Source organism: Cupriavidus sp. GW823-FHT07B10, assembly GCF_058794355.1.
Genome location: NZ_JBXAGS010000005.1, coordinates 409,653 through 429,012, shown reverse-complemented (window position 1 = coordinate 429,012; position 19,360 = coordinate 409,653). Strand labels below are relative to the sequence as shown.

Sequence of the window (19,360 nt, the reverse complement as noted above, 5' to 3'; positions counted from 1 at the left end):
GGGAGGGAATGATGGATCTGAATGGATTTTTTTCGATGGGTGGCCAAGGCGCTTTCGTCTGGGGCGCATACGGCGTGACGGCGCTGCTGTTCGCTGTCGAAGTCCTGCTGGTACTGCGCTGCGGCGTGTCGACTCGGCGCACGCTGGCAGATGCGCACCCCGCCGCGCCCGGCATGCGGCTGCAAGATCAACGGGGTACGCAATGAGGATGCTCAACAAGGCGCGCGGGCGACGCCTGCTCATGATCGCCGTGGGATTGCTGTTGCTTTGGACGGCTGCCGCATTGATCCTGAATGCCTTCCGCAGCAATATGGTGTTCTTCTTCTCGCCAAGCCAGCTCGCGGCAGGGGAGGGCCCGCGCGACAAGGCCTTCCGCCTTGGCGGCATGGTCGAGCGCGGCAGCCTGCGGCGCGCCCCGGATGGGCTGGGGGCGTCCTTCATACTGACCGATACGGTCAACCGGGTGCAGGTGGTCTACCGCGGCATGCTGCCCGATTTGTTTGGCGAAGGGCAGGGTGCCATTGCGTTCGGCCGCATGGGTGGCAACGGCATCTTCGCGGCCGAGGAGGTGCTGGCCAAGCATGATGAAGCGTACATGCCGCCGGAGGTCGCCGCTTCGCTCAAGCTCGCCGAAGCGGCGCAGAAAGGTGGGGCCAGATGATTCCCGAACTCGGTCAATGGTGCCTGGCGCTTGCGCTCGCGCTGGCGCTGTCGCAAGCGGCGCTGCCGCTCCTGGGGGCGGTGCGCGGCGTCGATGGCTGGATGCGCACCGCACATGCCGCAGCACGCATGCAGTTCCTGTTCCTCTCGCTGGCCTTTGTTTTCCTGTCGGCGGCGCTGCTGGGGAACGATTTTTCGGTGCGCTATGTCGCGAACCACTCCAATAGCAGCCTGCCGGCGATCTATCGCTTTGCCGCCGCCTGGGGCGGCCATGAGGGATCGTTGCTGCTTTGGTCACTACTGCTGGCAGCCTGGTCGGCCCTGGTGAGCTGGCGCAGCGACAGCCTGCCGCTGATGTTCTCGTCACGCGTGCTGGCCGTCCTGGGCATCGTGTCGAGCGGCTTCCTTTGCTTCATGCTGTTCACCTCGAATCCTTTCGAGCGCCTGTGGCCGGCGCCCCCGGACGGCGGTGACCTCAACCCACTGTTGCAGGACATCGGGCTGGTGATCCACCCGCCGATGCTGTATATCGGCTATGTCGGACTGGCGGTGCCCTTCGCGTTCTCGGTGGCCTCCCTTCTGACCGGGCGCATCGATTCACTCTGGGCACGCTGGTGCCGGCCATGGACCATCGGCGCCTGGCTGTTCCTGACACTCGGCATCGCCCTTGGCAGTGCCTGGGCCTACTACGAACTGGGTTGGGGCGGCTGGTGGTTCTGGGATCCGGTCGAGAATGCTTCCTTCATGCCATGGCTGCTTGCCACCGCGCTCATGCATTCGCTGGCGGTCACGGAAAAGCGGGGCATATTCGCCGGCTGGACCCTGCTGCTGGCGATCGCCGCCTTTGGCCTGAGCTTGCTGGGCGCCTTTCTGGTGCGCTCCGGCGTGCTGACCTCCGTGCATGCCTTTGCCGCGGATCCGGGGCGCGGCGTGTTCCTGCTGTCATTGTTCGCATTCATCGTCGGCGGCGCACTCTGTTTGTACGCGTGGCGCATGGGGCGCGTGCGGAGCAGTTCGGCGTTCGCGCCGTTCTCGCGCGAGGGGGTGCTGATGCTGAACAATCTGTTCCTGGCCGTAGCAACCGCGTCTGTTTTGCTGGGCACAGTCTATCCGCTGGCGCTCGATAGCCTGGGCCTGGCGAAGATATCAGTCGGTGCGCCGTATTTCGAGGCGGTGTTTGTGCCGCTGGTCGTGCCAATGCTGTTTCTGATGGGCGTGGGCCCGCTGATGCGCTGGAAGCATGCTTCGCTGCCGGATCTGAAGCGTCGGCTGAAATGGGCGCTGGCCGCGGCGCTTGCCTTTGGCCTGGTCACGCCCTGGCTGCTAGGCACATCGAGCATCGGCATCAGCCTCGGCCTGGCCCTGGCCGGCTGGATCACCTGTGCTCTGGTCGCGACCGCGGCCGAGAGCGTGCGCGACCGGCGCGGGGCAGGGGCATTGCGCAGTCTGGCCGCCCGTCCGCTGTCGTTCCACGGCATGTTGATCGCCCACCTTGGCATTGCAGTGTGCATTGTCGGGGTCACCATGGTCGGCGGCTATGCAGGCGAACGCACGGTGAGCATGTCGGTCGGCGACTCGCTCGAGTTCCGCGACTACCGCTTCCGCTTCGACTCGGTGGAAACACTGGCGCGCGACAACTACCAGGCCCGGCGCGCGAGCATTACGGTGACGCGAGACGGCCAGCTGGTGACATTGCTGCGGCCAGAGAAGCGCTTCTATCCGGTTCAGCGCAAGGTGATGACCGAGGCGGCGATCGATCCCGGCCTGACGCGTGACCTCTATGTATCGCTTGGCGAAGCGTTGCCCGACGGTAGCTGGACTTTGCGGCTTTACCACAAGCCGTTCATAAGCTGGATCTGGTCCGGCTGCCTGCTGATGGCATTTGGCGGCTTGCTTGCGCTCGGCGACCGCCGCTATCGGGCGCGCACCGCGCCGGCCGCCACGCCGCTGAACCTGGGGGTGGAATGATGCGACGGTTTGTTCCTGCTGCGATCTTCATCTTGCTCTTGCTGCTGCTCGGCCTCGGGCTTGCGCCGAGACCGAGCAGTCTGCCATCCCCCCTGATCGGCAAGAGCGCGCCGGCTTTCAGGCTGCCGTTGCTGGACGCGCCTCAGCAAACTGTGGCGCCTGCCGATCTGCGCGGACAGGTCTGGGTGCTGAACGTCTGGGCATCGTGGTGCGGCGCCTGCCGCGAGGAGCATCCGAAGCTGATGGAGCTGGCGCGCCTTACCCGGGTGCCCATCTATGGGCTGGATTACAAGGATGGGCGCGACGAGGCCAGCGCCTGGCTTGCGCGGCACGGCAACCCTTATCGCGCCAGTCTGTTCGATGCCGATGGCCGGGTCGGCATCGACTACGGCGTGTACGGTGTTCCGGAAACCTTCGTGATTGACCGTCGCGGCGTGATACGCCACAAGCATGTCGGTCCGCTGACCGAGGAGGTGGTGCGCAAAGAACTGTTGCCGATGTTGGCGGCGCTCGAGAACGAGCCGGACGTAGCACTGGCAAGCAGGGGAAAAGGGGGCTGACATGAAATCAAGCGTTCGCCGGTGGTGCGTACTTGGGTGTTTGCTGGGCGGTCTGCTGGCCAATGCAATCGGCGCCGAGCCGGCACAGGCCGATGCCGAGCAGGCTCTGCAGGCCCGGGTCATGAGGCTGGCCGTCGATCTGCGTTGCGTGGTATGCCAGAACCAGTCGCTTGCCGATTCCAATGCCAGCCTGGCGATTGACTTGCGCAGCGAGATTGCCGGCATGCTGCGCGATGGGAAAAGCGAGCGCGATGTGACCGAGTTCATGGTGCAGCGCTACGGCGATTTCGTGCTGTACAGCCCGCCGCTGCAGCCCACCACCTGGCTCCTGTGGCTTGGCCCGTTCCTGCTCATGTTGGTGGGAATGGTGGTGCTCTACCGGCATGCTGCCGGATCGCGGGCACGCGAGCGGGCGGGTAAGGCTGGCGGCAACGAGGAGGGAAGCATATGACATCGGCGCAGGTATTCTGGGGATTCGCCACCGCCCTGACCATTGGTGCGCTGCTGACCGTATTGCAGCCAATGGTGGCAGGTATCGCCGTTGCGAAAGGCCGGGCGCGCCGGGTTCAGTTCCTGGCCGGGCTAGCTATCACGCTGGTGGCCCTGGCAGGGTATCTTGCTGTCGGCCGGCCGGACCTGATCGGGCCGGAATCCGGCAGCGGGTCAGGAGCAACGCCGCGGGAAACGTCGATTCCGCATCTGATCAAGCGTCTTGAGGCGCATCTGCAGCAACGGCCTGACGATGCCGATGCCGCACTGTTGCTCGCGCGATCATACTATGCCGCAGCCCGTTTCGCCGAGGCGGTGCCGGCGTTCGAGCGCGCATTCGTGCTGAAGGCACCCGCGGCACCGCAGCTTGCCGATTATGCCGATGCGCGTACTGCGCAAACAGGGGGCACTTTTGATGCGCAGGCACAGAAGGCTGTTGAACGCGCGCTGGCACTTGATGCGCAGCATGTGAAGTCGCTGTGGCTGGCGGGCAGCTTTGCCTTCAATGACCGGCGCCCTGCCGACGCGATTGTTTACTGGACGCGCCTGGCGCCATTGCTGCCAGCCGATTCCGAAGAGCTACGCCGTCTGCAGGCCAACATTGCCGGAGCGCGTGCGCAGGTGGGGACCGGTTCGGCTGTTGCGGGCAACAAGAAGCAACTTTCCGGCACCGTAGCAATTGCCCCCGAATTGCAGGCGTCTGTTGGCAGCACCGACACGCTCTACGTATTCGCACGCGGGCTGCAAGGGCCGCCGATGCCGCTGGCTGTCTTCAAGGCAGTGCCTGGACGCTGGCCGGTGGCGTTTTCGCTGGACGAGAGCATGGCGGTGATGGGCGGTGCGCGCCTGAGTGAGCGGGAAAGCGCGATGGTTGTCGCACGAATCTCGCGTTCCGGCCAGGCGATCGGCCAGCCAGGCGACCTGGAAAGCGGGGCGGTACAGGTGAAGGTGGGCGCTGCTGGCATCCAGCTGTTGATTGATACGGTAAGGAAATGAGGGCTGATCCGCGACGATCATAGGGTAGACGACCAGCTGCCGCTGCCCACAACGCCGCCCAGCGTCTCAGTAGCGGATTCTTTGGTCCCGCGATGTGCTGCTTGATCGCAACTTAATGGATTGCTTATGCGTCGGCTAAGAATATATGAATTTACCTTAAGTGGGTGAGCAGATATCTTTCCAGCATTGCCGCCACGCCGCCAAAGCACGCCTGGTGCATGCATCCCTACATTCACCAGCAGCGGAGTATGTCTTGAGCGTCAGCACTGAGCAGGTCACCGAAGCCCTGCGCACCGTCATCGACCCCAATACGGGCAAGGACCTGGTGTCCACCCGCTCGGCCAGGAACATCCGCGTCGACGGCGGCGATGTCTCGCTGGAAGTCGAACTCGGCTACCCCGCGAAGAGCCAGTTCGATCCGATCCGCAAGCTGGTGGTTGCTGCGGTGCGGCAAGTGCCGGGCGTGAGCAATGTCAGCGTGGCCGTGACCATGAAGATCGTCGCGCACGCGGTGCAGCGCGGGGTCAAGCTGCTGCCGGGCGTGAAGAACGTGATTGCGGTGGCGTCGGGCAAGGGCGGGGTGGGCAAGTCCACCACGGCCGTGAACCTGGCGCTGGCGCTGGCGGCGGAAGGCGCGCGCGTCGGCATGCTCGACGCAGACATTTATGGGCCGAGCCTGCCGATGATGCTGGGCATCGACGGCCGCCCGGAATCCGCCGACGGCCAGACCATGGAGCCGCTGGAAGGGCACGGCCTGCAGGCCAACTCGATCGGCTTCCTGATCGAGCAGGACAACCCGATGGTATGGCGCGGCCCGATGGTCACCTCGGCGCTGGAGCAGCTGCTGCGCCAGACCAACTGGCACGACCTGGACTACCTGATCGTCGACATGCCGCCGGGCACCGGCGACGTCCAGCTGACGCTGTCGCAGAAGGTGCCGGTCACCGGCGCGGTGATCGTCACCACGCCTCAGGATATCGCGCTGCTGGATGCCAGGAAGGGCCTGAAGATGTTCGAGAAGGTGGGCATTCCCATCCTGGGCATCGTCGAGAACATGGCGGTCTACTGCTGCCCGAACTGCGGCCATGTCGAGCATATCTTCGGCCACGGCGGCGGCGAGAAGATGTGCGCCGACTACGGCGTCGACCTGCTCGGCAGCCTGCCGCTGAACCTGCAGATCCGCGAGCAGGCCGACTCCGGCCGCCCGACCGTGGTGGCCGAGCCCGACAGCCCGGTGGCCGGGATGTACCGCGCCATCGCGCGCGAGGTGGCAATCAAGGTCGCCGACAAGGCGCGCGACATGACCAGCAAGTTCCCGAGCATCGTCGTGCAGAACACCTGACCGGGGTGAACGATTTACGCGCGGCCCTCGTCGCGCGCTGACATGGAGCAATGGCATGAGACGCCTTCGCAACGCCAAGATCGTGGCCACGCTGGGCCCCGCGAGTAGCACCCCCGAGCTCATCGACGCGCTGTTCGAGGCCGGTGCCGATGTCTTCCGGCTCAACTTCAGCCACGGCACCCACGAAGACCACCGGCAACGGTTCGAAGCGATCCGCGCCGTGGAGCGCAAGCGAGGCCGCCCCATCGGTGTGCTGCTCGACCTGCAGGGTCCGAAGCTGCGCATCGGCACCTTCGCCGGTGGCCCGGTGCAACTGGCCGCGGGAGCCGGCTTCCGGCTGGACCTGGACAGCGCGGCGCCCGGGTCGGCCAGCCGGGTCTGCCTGCCGCACCCGGAGATCTTTGCCGCCCTGAGCGAGGGTGTCGAGCTGCTGCTTGACGACGGCAAGATCCGGCTGCGCGTCGGCCAGTGCGGTGCCGGCTTCGCCGAGACGACGGTCATCAACGGCGGCACGCTCTCGGACCGGAAGGGGGTGAACGTGCCGGACGCGGTCCTGCCGCTGTCAGCCATGACCGAGAAGGACCGGCGCGACCTCGACTTCGGGCTGGCGCTGGGCGCGGACTGGATCGCGCTGTCCTTCGTGCAGCGGCCCGAAGACATCCGGGAGATCAAGGCAATTGTCAACGGCCGCGCCGGCATCGTCGCCAAGCTGGAAAAGCCCGCTGCCATCCAGAGCCTGGACCTCATCGTCGCCGAGGCCGATGCCGTCATGGTGGCGCGCGGCGACCTGGGCGTGGAGATGCCCGCCGAGCAGGTGCCGTCGCTTCAGAAGCAGATCATCCGCGCGTGCCGCAAGGCCGGCAAGCCGGTCATCGTTGCCACGCAAATGCTCGAATCGATGATTGCCGCCCCGGTGCCCACCCGCGCGGAAGCGTCAGACGTGGCGACGGCGATCTACGACGGTGCCGACGCGGTCATGCTGTCGGCCGAGTCGGCATCCGGCCGGTATCCGGTGGAGGCGGTGCGAATGATGAACAGCATTATCTCCCGCACGGAATCCGACCCGCTGTACCGCGACGCCATCGAGGCATCCCACACGCCGCCGCGCGCGGACGCGGCTGATGCCATCGGTTATGCGGTGCGGCATATCGTGGGCTTGCTCAGGGTGCCGGCGACGGTCGCCTATACCAGCTCGGGCTATTCGGCGCTGCGTATGGCGCGCGAGCGGCCGCAGGTGCCCATTCTCGGCATGACACCGCGCATGGCGACGGCGAGGCGGCTGACGCTCACCTGGGGCGTGCATGCGGTGCTCTGCCACGAGGTGCTGGATGTGCCGGAGATGACCGATCTGGCCAGCCGCACTGTGCTGGCGGAGGGCTTCGGGGAAGCCGGACAGTCCATCGTCATCTCCGCGGGGCTGCCGTTCCTGGTGGCGGGAACCACCAACCTGCTGCGGATTGCGCAGATCCAATGAGGGGGTAGGGACACCGCCGAACAGGTACGACCCGGGGCATTGCCGCAGCGTTGCACGGTCCCCGCTGACAGAGGCCACTGCCACCTCCGTCAGCGGGCCGGGCCGCTCCCCTCCTGACCTCGACTCCCCCCTCGAAAGAGGTAGGCAATGCTGAGGCTTGGCTCATTTGCCCCGACTCTCGTTGACTACGGCTTTGGAAGCCCCCGGCGGGGCCATTGTTATTTAGCCGAAGACCGGGCAAATGATGGCCATGATGGTATCGAAACCGTGCAAAAGTCATACCCTGCCAATCAGCAGGGTGCCTTTGACGGCGCGCAGGCATGAGTGGCGCGGTTAAAGGCCTTCCGGCTGGCCAGCCATGCACGGTTTTATCGATGCCAACACTGTACATGCGCTGGCGCGTGGTCTAGTCTTCACGTTGACCCGCGTTCGGCTGAAATCCGGGCGAAGGGGCCAATCAAGGCGCCAGTAAAAGCGCCAGTATCGGGGGTCTGGACTGCCATGAGTATCGAGATCGGAAAAGACATCACTGCGTTTGCCGACCAACTGCTGGACGCCGTATTCCTGGTCGACACAGGCGGCCGCATCCAGTATGTCAGCGCCGCGTGCGAGGGCATTTTTGGCTATACGCCGAAGGATATGGCGGGCGAGTTCATCATCGATCTGGTCATGCCCGCCGACCGGGACCGGACCATTATCGAGGCCAAGCAGGTGATGTCGGGAAAGAAGCGGATCGGTTTTGAAAACCGCTATCGCCACAAGGACGGCAGTGCCGTCCATATCATGTGGTCCGCCGGATGGCTCCAGTCGGAACGGTTGCGCGTCGGGGTTGCCCGCGATGTCACTGCGCTGAAGAAGGAGAGCATTCTTGACCTTGGGCTGGCGCTTTCTTCCGTTCCGTTGGCGCCCCACGAGCAGAAGGTCTTGCGGCTGCTGTTGACCGACGCATCGGAAAAGCAGATTGCCCAGCGCCTCGGCCTGGCCGTTTCAACGACCCATTCCTATGTGACCGGCATTTTCCGGAAATTCGGCGTCAGGGGCCGGGCGGGGTTGATGAGCCTGTGGCTGGAAAATCTGACCAGGGACTAAATACGCAATATAGATTGTATTTCTCGAATACAAACCATGATCTGTATTGGTCAGAAACTTCGTCCCCGCGCCTCATAAATCGCTTATCTCTACCGGCGCCGCCATCAGCGCCTGACCAGCGAACACTGCGATTTCGACACCGGCATGAACGCCTGCTCGCCCGGCACCGTGGCCAGCACCTTGTAGTAGTCCCATGGGTACCTGGACTCGGCCGGCGTCTTGACCTCGAACAGATACATGTCGTGGACCATGCGGCCGTCTTCGCGGATGCGGCCGTTCTTTGCAAAGAAGTCGTTGATCGGCATCGACTTCATCTTCTTCATTACCGCCGCGGTCTCGTCTGTGCCGGCTGCCTGCACGGCCTTCAGGTAGTGCGTCACCGATGAATACGCACCCGCCTGGCTCATGTTGGGCATTTTCCTGAGCTTGTCGAAATAGCGGCGCGACCAGGCTCGCGTGGCATCGTTCATATCCCAGTAGAAAGCTTCGGTCAGCACCAGCCCGGAGGCCGTCTTCAGGCCGATGGCGTGGATGTCGTTGATATAGAGGAGCAGGCCCGCCATGCGCTGCGTGTTGTTGCGGGTCAGGCCGAATTCGGAGGCGGCCTTGATCGCGTTGACGGTATCGCCGCCGGCATTGGCCAGGCCCACCACCTGTGCCTTGCTGGCCTGCGCCTGCAGCAGGTAAGAGGCAAAGTCGCTGGTGGCCAGCGGGTGGCGCGCGGCGCCCAGCACCTTGCCGCCGGTCTCGTTGACGACCGCGGTGGCCGAGTCCTGCAGCGTGTGGCCGAAGGCGTAGTCCGCCGTCAGGAAGAACCAGGACTTGCCGCCGCGCTGCACCATCGCGCGCGCGGTGGTGTTGGCCAGCGCGTAGGTGTCGTAGGCGTAGTGCACTGACACCGGCGTGCACAGGTCGTTGGTGATGCGCTCGGTGCCCGGGCCGGAGAACACCACGATGCGGTTCTTCTGTCGTGCAACCTCAAGCACCGCCAGCGCCGGCGCAGACGCGGCCACGTCGAGGATGGCGTCGACATTGGCAGTGTCGAACCATTCGCGCGCCTTGTTGGCGGCGATGTCGGCCTTGTTCTGGTGATCGACCACCACCAGCTCGATCTTCTTGCCCAGCACCTTGCCGCCGAAATCGTCGATGGCCATCTGCGCGGCGGTGGCGCTGCCGCGGCCGGTGACGTCGGCATACAGGCCGCTCATGTCGAGCAGCATGCCGAGCTTGACGACATCGTCAGAGACGGCGGCCCTGGGCTGGGCCTGGGCGGTGCCGCAGGCAAGCGCCGCGGCGAAGGCGAGGGCGCTGGCGGCAATGCGGCGGAGCGCGTGGCGATGGTTCATGGTGTCTCCCTGGTTTATTGTTGTTGGCTTATACCGTGGCGATCGGCGTCACCGGCGACCCCACCGCGCCGGGCAGGCGCAACGGCGGGGCGGTGAGCTGGAAGCGGGTGCGGCCGTTGGCGCGCAACCAGTCCGCCAGCTCGCGCAGGTACCACAGCTCGCCCAGCGGTAGGCCCAGCTTGAACAGGCAATGGTGGTGCAGCGGCAGCAGCGGGTGGCTCTTGTCGCCGTCGGGCGCGGGGCGGGCGGGGTAGCGTTCCACCGCGTAGTTGTCGGCGATCAGCGCGGCGATGCCGGCATCGGTGATCCAGTTCAGCAGGCGCTCGTCGCGGCCGTCCAGCGCGCAGCAGCTGTGGTGCAGCACGGCTTCATCGGGTTTGCGCTGCATCGACAGCACCACCTCGGCAAAGCCGGTGCGCAGCAGCAGCATGTCGCCGCGTTCGACTTCCACATTGCCGGCATCCAGCGCGTGCATCAGGTCGTCGTAGCCGACATTGCGGAAGTCCATGCCGAAGGTATGCGCCAGGTCCACCAGCACGCCGCGGCCCTGCATCCCCTTGACCGCGAAGTTCTCGATGCCCAGCGCCTGCGCGGCACTGTGGTCGTGGCCGCAAGGGTGCGCGGCGAAGTTGTCGTCCTCGGCATAGTCCACCGGGCCGACGATATGCTCGTTGGCGCGGTAGCCGTTGTAGTACACGCGCTCCGGGCGGCCGTCGCCGTCGGCATCGAACAGCGCCCCCACGTGCGCCAGCGCATCCCATTGCGTGCTGTATTGCAGGCACAGCAGCACCTGGTCGTCGCTGATGACGTCGGTGGCGGTGGGATCGACCTTGGCCAGCGGGAAGTTCAAATAGGGGATGTCGTCGCGCAGGGTAGGCCGCAGCACCGGCGGATGCCGGCGCGGGTTGAGCTTGTTGCCGCCGGGGTAGTCCAGCGGCAGCGACAGGCAGAAGCTGATGCCGGCCTGCACCTCGCGCGCGCCCTTGACGACTTGTTCCGGGCCGATCAGGTTGATGCGGCCGAGCTGGTCGTCGGGGCCGAAGTCACCCCAGTTGGAACCTTGCGGACGTTGCTTCCAGCGCATGAGTCATGCCTCCTGTCGTGTGCGTGGCCGAGGGAGCGGCCGGTGTATGGGGTATCGGTGCGGCGTGGTTGCGCGATGCGCGTGGCCACGCGGGAAGGTCTCCTGTCCGGTTCTCGTGGCATGAAACCGGTTGCATCCCTTATAGGCCATATTGCGGGGAATGGTCATTTTGCGGTGCAGCAGGATTACGGCGGGGCGGCATCCTTATAGAGGCGGGCAATGCCGGTTCATGATGTGTTATCGTACAACTAGGTTGGGGAAGCTGCTTATTTCCGCCCAAAATAGTAGAGGGTAGGGAATTCCCGGGGCCATAGACCAGCATAAACGGATAGCATGTTGTCAGACAACGTAACACTAAAAGTGCGCAACGCGCACCCGGCTGGAGATGACATGACAGTGACCCCGACAGCAGGTGGACAGGCGGCTCGCCCGCTGTACATCACGATGCACGCGAACGACAACGTCGCGATCGTGGCCAACGACGGCGGCCTGCCGGCGGGAATGGAATTCCCCTGCGGCCTGGTGCTGGCCGAGGGCGTACCCCAGGGCCACAAGGTGGCGCTGACTGACCTGCGCGAGGGCGACGCGGTGATCCGCTACAACGTGGTGATCGGCTATGCTCTGAAAGACCTGCCGCGCGGCAGCTGGGTCAATGAGCGCGTGATCCGCATGCCGGCCGCGCCGGAACTGCACGACCTGCCGGTCGGCACGCGCGTGGCGCCGCTGCTACCGCTGGAAGGCTATACCTTCGAGGGCTACCGCAATGCGGACGGCTCGGTTGGCACACGCAATCTCCTGGGCATCACCACTACGGTGCAGTGCGTGGAGGGCGTGGTGGAGTTTGCCGTGCGGCGCATCAAGGAAGAACTGCTGCCGAAGTATCCCAATGTCGACGACGTGGTGGGCCTTGAGCATACCTACGGCTGCGGCGTGGCAATCGACGCGCCCGATGCCGGCATCCCGATCCGCACCATCCGCAATATCGCGCTGAACCCCAATTTCGGCGGCGAGGTGATGATCGTCAGCCTGGGTTGCGAGAAGCTGCAGCCGGCGCGCCTGATCGGCGCCGGCACCATCCCGATCCAGCAGGAGGGCGAGCCCGACGTGGTCTGCCTGCAGGACGAGCAGCACGTGGGCTTTGCCTCGATGATCGATTCGATCATGGCCACGGCAGAGAAGCATCTGGCCCGCCTGAACGCGCGCCGGCGCGAGACCTGTCCGGCGTCAGACCTGGTGGTCGGCGTGCAGTGCGGCGGCAGCGATGCCTTCTCCGGCGTCACCGCCAACCCCGCGGTGGGCTTTGCCACCGACCTGCTGGTGCGCGCCGGGGCCACGGTGATGTTCTCCGAAGTGACCGAGGTGCGCGACGGCATCGACCAACTGACCGCGCGCGCGGCCACCCCCGAGGTGGCCGAGGCGCTGGTGCGGCAGATGGCCTGGTACGACCGCTACCTGGAGCAGGGCAAGGTCGACCGCAGCGCAAACACCACGCCGGGCAACAAGAAGGGCGGCCTGTCGAATATCGTGGAAAAGGCGATGGGCTCGATCGTCAAGTCGGGCACCGGCCCGATCCACGGCGTCAGCGGCCCCGGCGAGAAGGTCACGCAGAAGGGGCTGATCTACGCCGCGACGCCCGCGGGCGATTTTGTCTGCGGCACGCTGCAGCTGGCCGCCGGCATGAACCTGCACGTGTTCACCACCGGGCGCGGCACGCCGTACGGGCTGGCCGAGGTGCCGGTGATCAAGGTGTCCACCCGCAACGACCTGGCACGGCGCTGGCATGACCTGATGGATGTCAACGCCGGCCGCATCGCCACCGGCGAGGCCACCATCGAGGAAGTGGGCTGGGAGCTGTTCCACACGCTCCTGGCCGTGGCCAGCGGCAAGAAGTCGTGGGCCGAGCACTGGAAGATCCGCAATGCGCTGGTGCTGTTCAACCCGGCACCGGTGACCTGAGCCTCGGCTCTGACGGCGCTAGGTGCGCCCGCGCAACGGCCTGAGCAGATGCGACAGGCCGTTGTGGTCCAGCTCATGCATCAGCGCCAGCAGCGCGCCGATCTGCCCCGGCGGGAAGCCCTCGCGCGCGAACCAGTTCAGGTAGTTGCCTGGCAGGTCGGCGATCACCGTGCCTTTGTGCTTGCCAAAGGGCATGGTGACTGTGACCAGCCGCTTGAGGGCGTCGGCGTCGAAATCGTTCATGGGTGGCGGAAAGTCGGAAGGCTCCACGCTATCACAGTCAGCAAGCCGCACTACCTGGCGGTCATCTCCCACTTTCTCGCGAGTCCAAGCCGCTCGAATCGTTCGAACAGGAAGTCGATGAAGACGCGAATCCTGGCCGGCTGGTGGCGGCGGCACTGATACGCGACGTTGATCGTCAGCTTGGGCAGTTGCCAATCCGGCAGGACCGGCACCAGCCGGCCGGCAACGATGTCTTCGTAGATGATGTAGAGCGGCTGTACCAGGATGCCATGGCCCGCCAGGGCCGCTGCGCGGATCACCTGGCCTTCATTGGAGTCGAGCACGCTGGTCACAGGTACGGTTGCCGTTTCGTCGCCTCGCCGGAAGTGAAGCAGGTAGGGATCATTGGCAAGGTTGTAAATGAGCATCTGATGCTGCCGCAAGGTATCTGGTGCATCTGGCATGCCGCGCTCGGCAAGGTAGCCAGGCGACGCCGCCAGTACGCGGCGCGTCTCGGCCAGTTTTCGCACCGTAATCCCTGAATCCCCCTCATGTTCGCGTGTCCGGATGGCCACATCGATCCCGGCCTCGATAAAGTCAGGGTAGCGATTGGCCGCAATGATCTGGACCGCCAGGTTCGGATAGCACGCCCGAAATGCCGGCAATGCCGGCGCGAGATGGATCATCGCGAAGGATGCCGATGCGGTCACGCGAAGAACGCCGGTTGGATTGAGCGTGGCCTCGTTGATGGCGGCCTCGGCTTCGGCCATTTCAGCCAGCATCGCGGCACAGCGCCGGTGATACTCACGGCCGGCATCCGTGAGCCAGAGCCGGCGCGTGGTGCGCTCGACCAGGCGCGCTCCCAGGCGCTCTTCCAGCGCATTGAGGCAGCGGGTGGCTGCCGCACTCGACATGCCGAGTTGCTCCGCCGCCTTTGTGAGGCTGCCGAGTTCCGCAACCTGCACAAAAAACTCAATCTGCGTCCACTTGTCCATCAATTCTTCCGGCTAGAGGAGAACACTACTTCGCTTCCACCTCTTTTTACCTGTGGAGGAAGGAATTAATGTTAGCAGCAAGCGAGAAGCAGAAAACATGCGGAGACACCCGGAATGCGAAACCTCAATGAAGACACGATCACGCAGGCGGTGCTTGCGTCGATGGCGAACTGCCGCGATGCGCGCCTGCGCACCGTGATGACCAGTCTCGTCCAGCATTTGCATGCGTTCGCGCGTGATGTGAAGCTGAGCGAGGAAGAATGGTTCGCGGCCATTCGCTTTCTGACTTTGGTGGGCCACATCACCGATGACAAGCGCCAGGAATTCATCCTGCTATCCGATGTGCTTGGCCTGTCGATGCTGGTGACGGCACAGAACAATGTGAAACCGGCGGGCTGCACTGAATCCACTGTATTTGGCCCGTTCTACGTGGAAGACAGTCCCGCGTACGACAGCGGCGCAGATATCTCGAATGGCGCGCAAGGCGAGCCTTGCTTTGTGCGCGGGCAGGTGCGGGACCGGGAAGGGACGGCCATTCCGGACGCCACCATCGAAGTCTGGCAGGCGGACCAGCATGGCCACTATGACGTGCAGATTCCGGGCCCTGACGGCGAGCATACCCACCGTGCGCGCGGGCGTTTGCGAACCGGCGAAGACGGCAGGTTTTCGTTTCGCTCGATCCTTGCCGAACCTTATCCGATTCCGCATGACGGTCCGGTCGGCGCGCTGCTGGAGGCGCTTGGCCGCCATCCCTGGCGGCCTGCCCATCTGCACTTCATGATCAGTGCACCGGGTTGCGAGACGCTGATCACCCATGTCTTTCGCGACGGTGACCGCTACCTCGACTCCGACGCCGTGTTCGGCGTGCGCTCGACGCTGGTGGCTGACTGGGTGCAGCACCCGCCGGGCATCGCGCCTGATGGCAGCTTGCTCAAGGACCCTTACTACACCCTCGATTTTGATTTTGTCCTGAGCCGCGCGCACCAACGGAAATGATCAGGCACATCGTCATGTGGAAGGTGAAGGGTGAGACGGCGCATGAACGGGCTGATGCCCAGCAACGCATCAAGGCGGCCTTCGAGGCCTTGCCCGGCCGCATTCCAGGTCTGCGCCACGTGGAGGTCGGCATCGATGTGAGCCGCGTTGACTACGCGTGCGACACGGTGCTGCTTGCCGAGTTCGAATCGCTCGCGGCGCTCAAGGCCTACGCCGATCACCCGGAGCACCTTCGCGTCCGCGAGCAGCTGGCAGGGCTGCGCATCGCCCGCCACCAGGTCGACTACACCATTGATTGAGGGATGCAATATGGAAACAGCACTGGAATTCGTCTACCAGGCAGCGCCTGCCAGAGTCGTATTTGGCGCGGGTAGCCTGCAGCACCTGGAGCGCGAGATCGGCTTGCTCGGCGCGCAGCGCGCGCTGGTCTTGTGCACGCCCGAGCAGCGCGATGGGGCGCAGGCAATCATGGCATCCCTTGGCCAGCGCGCGGCATGCCTGTTCGACCGTGCAGTCATGCATGTGCCGATCGACACGGCCCGGGAAGCACGCGAGCTTGCCCTGGCCTGCAATGCCGACTGTGCCATCGCGTTTGGCGGCGGTTCGACGATCGGGCTCGGGAAGGCGATTGCCCTGGAAAGCAGCATTCCCATCCTGGCGATCCCCACCACCTATGCCGGCAGCGAGATGACTCCGATCTACGGCGTTACCGAGGGCGGGGTCAAGCGTACCGGCAGCGATATGCGGGTGCTGCCACGGGCGGTGATCTACGACCCGGAACTGACCCTGACCCTGCCGGTCGACCTGTCCGTGACCAGCGGCATCAACGCCATCGCGCATGCCGCCGAGGGACTCTACGCCAGCAATGCCAATCCGATCACCAGCCTGATCGCTGAAGAAGGTATCCGTGCCCTGGGCCAAGGCTTGCCTGGCATCCATCGCGACGCCGCCGATATTGTGGCCCGCGGCCAGGCGCTCTATGGTGCGTGGCTGTGCGGAATGGTCCTGAGCAACGTCGGCATGGCACTGCACCACAAGCTTTGCCACACCCTCGGTGGCAGCTTCAACCTGCCGCACGCCCAGACCCACACGGTGGTGCTGCCACACGCACTGGCGTTCAACGCGGACTTTGCGCCGCAGGCAATGCAGCGGATCGCCCGCGCGCTGGGCACTGACAATGCCGCGCGCGGCGTCCATGACCTGGCGAGCAAGCTCGGGGCGCCGACGTCGCTGCGTGAACTCGGCATGGCGCACGCAGACCTGGACCGCGCCGCGGAGATCGCCAGCGCCAATCCCTACTGGAATCCGCGCCCGATTTCCCGGGAGGACTTGCGTGCGCTGCTGCAGGACGCATTCGACGGAACGCGTCCGTAATGCGCAACTCGCCGAGCTGCCACGGGACAGCGGCCCCCAAAACCAATATAGATGGAGACAAAGCATGAGCATCAATCCGAAGCAAACACCCGAGCCGGCCGCAGAAATCTTCGACGTAGCCGTGATCGGATATGGCCCGACCGGACTCGTCGCGGCCTCGCTGCTGGGCGAGGCTGGCTACAAGGTGGTTGTCATTGAACGCTGGCCCACGCCTTATGGCCTGCCGCGCCTGACCCATATCGATGGCGAGACGGCACGGATCGTCCAGGCGTGCGGAGACGTTGACCAGGCCCTGCGCGATGCCTGTGGGCTGGGTCCGTATCAGTATCGCAACGCCGACGATGAGCTCCTCATTGAACTGGACTGGACCGGGCACGCGTGCGGCTTCCCGGCCCATATCTCGATTTACCAGCCCGATATCGAAGACGCCATTCATCAGCGCGCGGCAAGCTTTCCCGGGGTCGAGATCCTTCGCGGCTGGGAGGCAGAGACGCTCAGGCAGGACGAGGATGGCGTCAGGATCTCCGCGCACCTCTGGCGCGGCGCGCAGGACTCGCAATGGACGACACCGTCGCGCGAGTTCATCGCAAAGTACGTCATTGGCGCCGACGGGGCGAACAGCTTTGTCCGCCGCAGTCTGTGCATCGAACGCGACGACTTCGGGCAGAACGAGCGCTGGTTGAACCTTGACTCGGAGAACAAGCGGGACCTTGGCGAGAAGTTCTCGCTCACGACCATCTATTGCGACCCGGCGCGGGCCCATATGTACATGCCGATCGGCACCCGGCGGACTCGCTTCGAACTGCGGGTGCTGCCTGGCGAGGATACTGCCTACTGGGAGGACGAGGCCGTCGGCTGGCGCTGGCTGAAGGAGCAGCATGGCCTGGGCCCGGAAGACATGCGCCTGTTGCGCCATGTCGTCTACACGTTCGAAACCCGCATGGCGCACCGGTGGCGCGACGGGCGGATCTTCCTGGCCGGCGATGCCGCGCATACGATGATGCCCTATATGGGGCAAGGCGCGTGTTCGGGCATGCGAGACGGCATCAACCTGGCCTGGAAGCTGGACCTGGTGCTCAGTGGCCGAAGCGCGCCGGGTCTGCTGGATACGTATGAAGAAGAGCGCAGGCCCCACGTCAGCAAGATCATGGAGATGGCGAGATTCCTTGGCAAGGTTGCCAACGAAGACGATCCGCAAAAGGTTGCCGAGCGCGACGCCGCATTCCGGGCCCGGTCGATCCCCCCGATGCCGCCGTTTCCGAGGCTCGAAGCCGGCATCGTGCATGCCGAGGTGGATGGCAGCCTGTTGCCCGCGATCGGCACGCCCGCTCCGCAGGGACGCGTGCGCAAGGGGGAAGTCGAAGGGCGCCTCGATGACGTGGTCGGTCATGGCTTCCTGCTGATCGCTCTTGACGATCCGTTGCGCTACCTCGATGAGGGCCAGCTCGGTTTCCTTGAGCAACTCGGCTGCCATATCGTCGTGCTGTCCGACGCGGCGTCGATACCCGGGGCAGTGGTGGAACTCAATGGCGCGCAGGCAGCGTTCATGCGCGCGCATGGCATGCAGGCTTACATCAGCCGGCCGGACTTTGCTGTCTTCGGCGGCGTTTCCGACCTGGCGCATCTGCCCGGCCTGGTCGATTCCCTGCGCCAGAAGCTGCACTGGCGCGGTGCGGCGCAATCCAGCATGCTGGCCGGGACCAGCGCAGCGGCTGTTTCGTGAGCGCGGGAGCCATGATGACGACAACGGTTTCTTCGGCAGCGCTTGCGTTCCGGCGGGCGATGCCGGTCACACGCTTGCTGGATTGCGGCATGGACTATGCCGACGCCGTCCGGCTGTTCGACGCCACCAGCCGGGGAGAGGACTGGGATCGCGTGGCCGAGTCGCTCGCCGATGCTCAGCTGGAGCGCGCCGAGCATGCTGCCAGGGCCGGCCACCTGGTGACAGCCGCCCAGGCCCAGTCCATGGCGATTGCCGACCTGGTCTTTGCGCAGATGGCCTTCAATCACGACGCGCCACGCAAACTCGGCTTGTACAGTCGCCTGGTGGCTGCGACGCACCAGCTTTGCCACTGGTCCGCACAAGGCCTCGAGCGCGTTGAGCTTTCATTCGCAAATGGTCGCCTGACAGGGTGGCTGATGCGCCCGCCAGCCGGCCACGCGCGCGGCACCGTGCTGCTCTTTGGCGGGCAGAGCGGCTGGGGGGTGGCATACCTGCCGCTGGCGCGGGCCCTGGCGGAACGCGGTCTCGCCACGCTGATGGCGGAAGGCCCGGGGCAGGGCGAAACCCGGCTGGTCCACGGCATTCATGTCGACGTGGATATTCCCGCGGCCTACCGGTGCTTTGTGTCACGGATAGCCGAGGATGCATCGCTTGGCGTCCCCGGCATCTGGGGGAACAGCGTGGGCGGGCTCTGGGCGGCAGCCACGGCAGCGACGGACGACAGGATCCGGGCGTGCTGCATCAACGGTGCCCTCGCAGCTCCCACACTGCTGCCGTTCCGGACGTTCGAGGAGCAGGCAGCCGCCATGCTGGGCAGCACGAACCAGGCAGCCATCCAGGCCAATTTCGAACGCATGCGCTTTCACTCGCACCGCGACAGGATCGCTTGCCCGCTGCTCGTGCTGCATGGCGGCGAGGATCCGTTGGTGAAGCTGGAAGACCAGCAGCCGTTCCTGGACGCGGCGCTCACGGACGACGTGACGCTCCGAATCTGGCCGGATGGCGAGCATACGATCTACAACCACGCGGCCGAGCGGACTGCACTGGTGGCGGACTGGTTCGCGGACCGGCTCTGCTGAATGGACG

General features: G+C 65.0%; 19 protein-coding genes. 15 read left to right on the top strand and 4 right to left on the bottom strand.

The window, feature by feature from the left end; all coding sequences use genetic code 11:
- Positions 1 to 8 precede the first annotated feature (8 nt).
- The 9 genes from ccmD (at position 9) to AC1Q6V_RS14285 (ending at position 8,578) form a co-directional block, all read left to right on the top strand.
- Positions 9 to 206, top strand: a complete 198-nt coding sequence (ccmD, locus tag AC1Q6V_RS14325; protein WP_010809674.1) for a heme exporter protein CcmD — start codon at positions 9 to 11, stop codon at positions 204 to 206.
- Positions 203 to 661: a cytochrome c maturation protein CcmE gene (gene ccmE, locus AC1Q6V_RS14320; protein WP_037023989.1), complete on the top strand. Its 459-nt coding sequence runs from the start codon at positions 203 to 205 to the stop codon at positions 659 to 661. Before ccmD ends, ccmE begins: the two co-directional genes overlap by 4 nt.
- On the top strand, positions 658 to 2,628 hold the full coding sequence (locus AC1Q6V_RS14315; RefSeq protein ID WP_454749439.1) for a heme lyase CcmF/NrfE family subunit: 1,971 nt from the start codon (positions 658 to 660) through the stop codon (positions 2,626 to 2,628). Before ccmE ends, AC1Q6V_RS14315 begins: the two co-directional genes overlap by 4 nt.
- Complete coding sequence (locus AC1Q6V_RS14310) at positions 2,625 to 3,188, top strand: DsbE family thiol:disulfide interchange protein (RefSeq protein WP_439669890.1); 564 nt, start codon at positions 2,625 to 2,627, stop codon at positions 3,186 to 3,188. The genes AC1Q6V_RS14315 and AC1Q6V_RS14310 overlap by 4 nt, the downstream gene beginning before the upstream one ends.
- A gap of 1 nt (position 3,189) precedes the next feature.
- Positions 3,190 to 3,639: a cytochrome c-type biogenesis protein gene (locus AC1Q6V_RS14305; protein WP_439669891.1), complete on the top strand. Its 450-nt coding sequence runs from the start codon at positions 3,190 to 3,192 to the stop codon at positions 3,637 to 3,639.
- Entirely contained in the window at positions 3,636 to 4,673 is a 1,038-nt protein-coding gene (locus tag AC1Q6V_RS14300; protein WP_454749438.1) for a tetratricopeptide repeat protein, read from the top strand. The genes AC1Q6V_RS14305 and AC1Q6V_RS14300 overlap by 4 nt, the downstream gene beginning before the upstream one ends.
- A gap of 253 nt (positions 4,674 to 4,926) precedes the next feature.
- Positions 4,927 to 6,015, top strand: coding sequence for an iron-sulfur cluster carrier protein ApbC (apbC, locus tag AC1Q6V_RS14295; RefSeq protein WP_492344505.1), 1,089 nt, complete (start codon positions 4,927 to 4,929; stop codon positions 6,013 to 6,015).
- A gap of 55 nt (positions 6,016 to 6,070) precedes the next feature.
- Complete coding sequence (pyk, locus tag AC1Q6V_RS14290; RefSeq protein WP_492344506.1) at positions 6,071 to 7,489, top strand: pyruvate kinase; 1,419 nt, start codon at positions 6,071 to 6,073, stop codon at positions 7,487 to 7,489.
- Positions 7,490 to 7,990: 501 nt separating this feature from the next.
- Positions 7,991 to 8,578, top strand: coding sequence for a helix-turn-helix transcriptional regulator (locus tag AC1Q6V_RS14285; protein ID WP_011616917.1), 588 nt, complete (start codon positions 7,991 to 7,993; stop codon positions 8,576 to 8,578).
- A gap of 104 nt (positions 8,579 to 8,682) precedes the next feature.
- On the opposite strand, the gene AC1Q6V_RS14280 is transcribed toward AC1Q6V_RS14285, so the two are convergent.
- Entirely contained in the window at positions 8,683 to 9,924 is a 1,242-nt protein-coding gene (locus tag AC1Q6V_RS14280) for an ABC transporter substrate-binding protein (protein ID WP_010809683.1), read from the bottom strand.
- 28 nt (positions 9,925 to 9,952) lie between these two features.
- Positions 9,953 to 11,008: a cyclase family protein gene (locus tag AC1Q6V_RS14275; RefSeq protein ID WP_010809684.1), complete on the bottom strand. Its 1,056-nt coding sequence runs from the start codon at positions 11,006 to 11,008 to the stop codon at positions 9,953 to 9,955.
- Positions 11,009 to 11,398: 390 nt separating this feature from the next.
- Between AC1Q6V_RS14275 and garD the strand changes: the two genes are divergently transcribed.
- Positions 11,399 to 12,964, top strand: a complete 1,566-nt coding sequence (gene garD / locus AC1Q6V_RS14270; protein WP_454750592.1) for a galactarate dehydratase — start codon at positions 11,399 to 11,401, stop codon at positions 12,962 to 12,964.
- An 18-nt stretch (positions 12,965 to 12,982) separates the two neighbouring features.
- Here garD and AC1Q6V_RS14265 read toward each other — a convergent pair whose 3' ends face one another.
- Together AC1Q6V_RS14265 and AC1Q6V_RS14260 are read right to left on the bottom strand one after the other, a co-directional pair.
- Positions 12,983 to 13,207, bottom strand: coding sequence for a DUF3820 family protein (locus AC1Q6V_RS14265; RefSeq protein ID WP_011616919.1), 225 nt, complete (start codon positions 13,205 to 13,207; stop codon positions 12,983 to 12,985).
- A 50-nt stretch (positions 13,208 to 13,257) separates the two neighbouring features.
- Complete coding sequence (locus AC1Q6V_RS14260) at positions 13,258 to 14,181, bottom strand: LysR family transcriptional regulator (RefSeq protein ID WP_058698546.1); 924 nt, start codon at positions 14,179 to 14,181, stop codon at positions 13,258 to 13,260.
- Positions 14,182 to 14,295: 114 nt separating this feature from the next.
- Here AC1Q6V_RS14260 and AC1Q6V_RS14255 point away from each other — a divergent pair, with 114 nt between their 5' ends.
- From AC1Q6V_RS14255 to AC1Q6V_RS14235, 5 genes are read left to right on the top strand one after another with little or no spacing between them, the layout of a single operon-like run.
- Positions 14,296 to 15,177: an intradiol ring-cleavage dioxygenase gene (locus tag AC1Q6V_RS14255; protein WP_454750591.1), complete on the top strand. Its 882-nt coding sequence runs from the start codon at positions 14,296 to 14,298 to the stop codon at positions 15,175 to 15,177.
- Complete coding sequence (locus AC1Q6V_RS14250; RefSeq protein WP_010809689.1) at positions 15,174 to 15,476, top strand: Dabb family protein; 303 nt, start codon at positions 15,174 to 15,176, stop codon at positions 15,474 to 15,476. The genes AC1Q6V_RS14255 and AC1Q6V_RS14250 overlap by 4 nt, the downstream gene beginning before the upstream one ends.
- 10 nt (positions 15,477 to 15,486) lie before the next feature.
- The gene (locus AC1Q6V_RS14245; RefSeq protein ID WP_454750590.1) at positions 15,487 to 16,551 is read left to right on the top strand and encodes a maleylacetate reductase; all 1,065 of its coding nucleotides are present in this window, start codon (positions 15,487 to 15,489) and stop codon (positions 16,549 to 16,551) included.
- Positions 16,511 to 18,274: a bifunctional 3-(3-hydroxy-phenyl)propionate/3-hydroxycinnamic acid hydroxylase MhpA gene (gene mhpA, locus AC1Q6V_RS14240; RefSeq protein ID WP_454750589.1), complete on the top strand. Its 1,764-nt coding sequence runs from the start codon at positions 16,511 to 16,513 to the stop codon at positions 18,272 to 18,274. The genes AC1Q6V_RS14245 and mhpA overlap by 41 nt, the downstream gene beginning before the upstream one ends.
- Before the next feature lie 11 nt (positions 18,275 to 18,285).
- The gene (locus tag AC1Q6V_RS14235; RefSeq protein ID WP_454750588.1) at positions 18,286 to 19,353 is read left to right on the top strand and encodes an alpha/beta hydrolase family protein; all 1,068 of its coding nucleotides are present in this window, start codon (positions 18,286 to 18,288) and stop codon (positions 19,351 to 19,353) included.
- Positions 19,354 to 19,360 lie beyond the last annotated feature (7 nt).